The 2022-nt window shown below is 61.8% G+C and carries 2 protein-coding genes; both read left to right on the top strand.

Annotated features, from left to right (window positions below; all coding sequences use genetic code 11):
- The first annotated feature begins 134 nt into the window (after positions 1–134).
- Entirely contained in the window at positions 135–1394 is a 1260-nt protein-coding gene (gene ftsA / locus ACQKP2_RS32640) for a cell division protein FtsA (protein ID WP_175391042.1), read from the top strand.
- Between the two features lie 77 nt (positions 1395–1471).
- Positions 1472–2022, top strand: a 551-nt coding sequence (locus tag ACQKP2_RS32635) for a cell division protein FtsZ (RefSeq protein WP_427582355.1), incomplete at its 3' end; no start/stop codon positions are given.

The raw sequence follows: 2022 nt of genomic DNA, 5'->3' as shown, positions 1-2022 counted from the left end.
ATGAGCAACCAGCCAGCAGACATCGCACACTACATTCACGGGCGCGTGACGCCGGGCAACTCCGGTCGCGCACAGAACGTCACCAACCCCGCCACAAACCCGCTGTCGCGAAGAATTAAGAAGAGGCAGGACCCATGGCAAACGTGCAAAGCGGCAAAATGATCGTCGGTCTCGATATCGGCACCTCCAAGGTGGTGGCGCTGGTGGGCGAGGTCGCGGACGACGGCACGCTCGATATCGTCGGGATCGGTACGCACCCGTCCCGTGGCCTCAAGAAAGGCGTGGTGGTGAACATCGAGTCCACCGTGCAGTCGATCCAGCGTGCCATCGAAGAGGCACAGTTGATGGCCGGTTGCCGTATCCACTCGGCGTTCGTTGGCGTGGCGGGCAATCACATCCGCAGCCTGAACTCCCACGGCATTGTGGCGATTCGTGATCGCGAAGTCAGCTCCGCCGACCTCGAACGCGTGCTCGATGCCGCCCAGGCGGTCGCGATCCCGGCCGACCAGCGCGTGCTGCACACCTTGCCGCAGGATTACGTGATCGATAACCAGGAAGGCGTCCGCGAGCCACTGGGCATGTCCGGCGTGCGTCTGGAAGCCAAGGTCCACGTGGTCACCTGCGCCGTCAACGCCGCTCAGAACATTGAAAAATGCGTGCGTCGCTGCGGTCTGGAAATCGACGACATCATTCTCGAACAACTGGCCTCCGCGTACTCGGTACTGACCGATGACGAGAAGGAACTGGGCGTGTGCCTGGTGGACATCGGTGGCGGCACCACCGACATCGCGATCTTCACCGAAGGCGCGATCCGTCACACCGCCGTGATCCCGATTGCCGGCGATCAGGTGACCAACGACATTGCCATGGCGTTGCGCACCCCGACCCAGTACGCCGAAGAAATCAAGATTCGCTACGCCTGCGCCCTGGCCAAGCTGGCCGGTGCCGGCGAGACCATCAAGGTACCGAGCGTCGGCGACCGTCCGCCGCGCGAGCTGTCCCGCCAGGCCCTGGCCGAAGTGGTCGAGCCGCGTTACGACGAACTGTTCACGCTGATCCAGGCCGAACTGCGTCGCAGCGGCTACGAAGACCTGATCCCGGCCGGCATCGTGCTGACCGGTGGTACGTCGAAGATGGAAGGCGCCACCGAGCTGGCCGAGGAAATCTTCCACATGCCGGTGCGCCTGGGCGTTCCCCACGGTGTGAAAGGTCTGGATGACGTGGTTCGCAACCCGATTTATTCCACCGGTGTCGGCCTGTTGATGTACGGCCTGCAGAAGCAATCCGACGGCATTTCGTTCTCGGGTATCGGCAGCCGCGACAGCTACAGCAACGAAGAACCGAAAGGCGCCTTGCTCGATCGCATCAAGAGCTGGGTCCAGGGCAATTTTTAAGCTTCACCGCAGCATCGCAACACCGTTGTAGATACAGGCAGTAGGCGAAAAACTAGAGAACGTAAAGGAGAGGGAAAATGTTCGAACTCGTAGACAACATCCCCGCAAGTCCGGTAATCAAGGTTATCGGTGTTGGCGGTGGCGGCGGCAACGCCGTGAATCACATGGTCAAGAGCAACATCGAAGGCGTCGAGTTCATTTGCGCCAACACTGACGCTCAGGCACTGAAGAACATCGGTGCGCGGACCATCCTGCAACTGGGTACCGGCGTGACCAAGGGCCTGGGCGCCGGCGCCAACCCCGAGGTCGGTCGCCAGGCCGCTCTCGAAGACCGCGAGCGCATTGCCGAAGTCCTGCAGGGCACCAACATGGTGTTCATCACCACCGGCATGGGCGGTGGCACCGGTACCGGTGCTGCGCCGATCATTGCCGAAGTGGCCAAGGAAATGGGCATTCTCACCGTCGCGGTGGTGACCCGTCCGTTCCCGTTCGAAGGCCGCAAGCGCATGCAGATCGCCGACGAAGGCATCCGTCTGCTGTCTGAAAGCGTCGACTCGCTGATCACCATTCCCAACGAGAAGTTGCTGACCATCCTCGGCAAAGACGCCAGCCTGCTGTCGGCTTTCGC

It is taken from the genome of Pseudomonas sp. NPDC089569 (assembly GCF_050280625.1).
Classification (GTDB): Bacteria; Pseudomonadota; Gammaproteobacteria; order Pseudomonadales; family Pseudomonadaceae; genus Aquipseudomonas.
The sequence above is the reverse complement of the archived record's forward strand: the minus strand, read 5'-3'. Positions and strand labels throughout refer to the sequence as shown.

Coding starts and splice junctions, on each gene's coding strand:
- ftsA (WP_175391042.1), top strand. CDS start 135: ATGGCAAACGTGCAAAGCGGCAAAATGATCGTCGGTCTCGATATCGGC.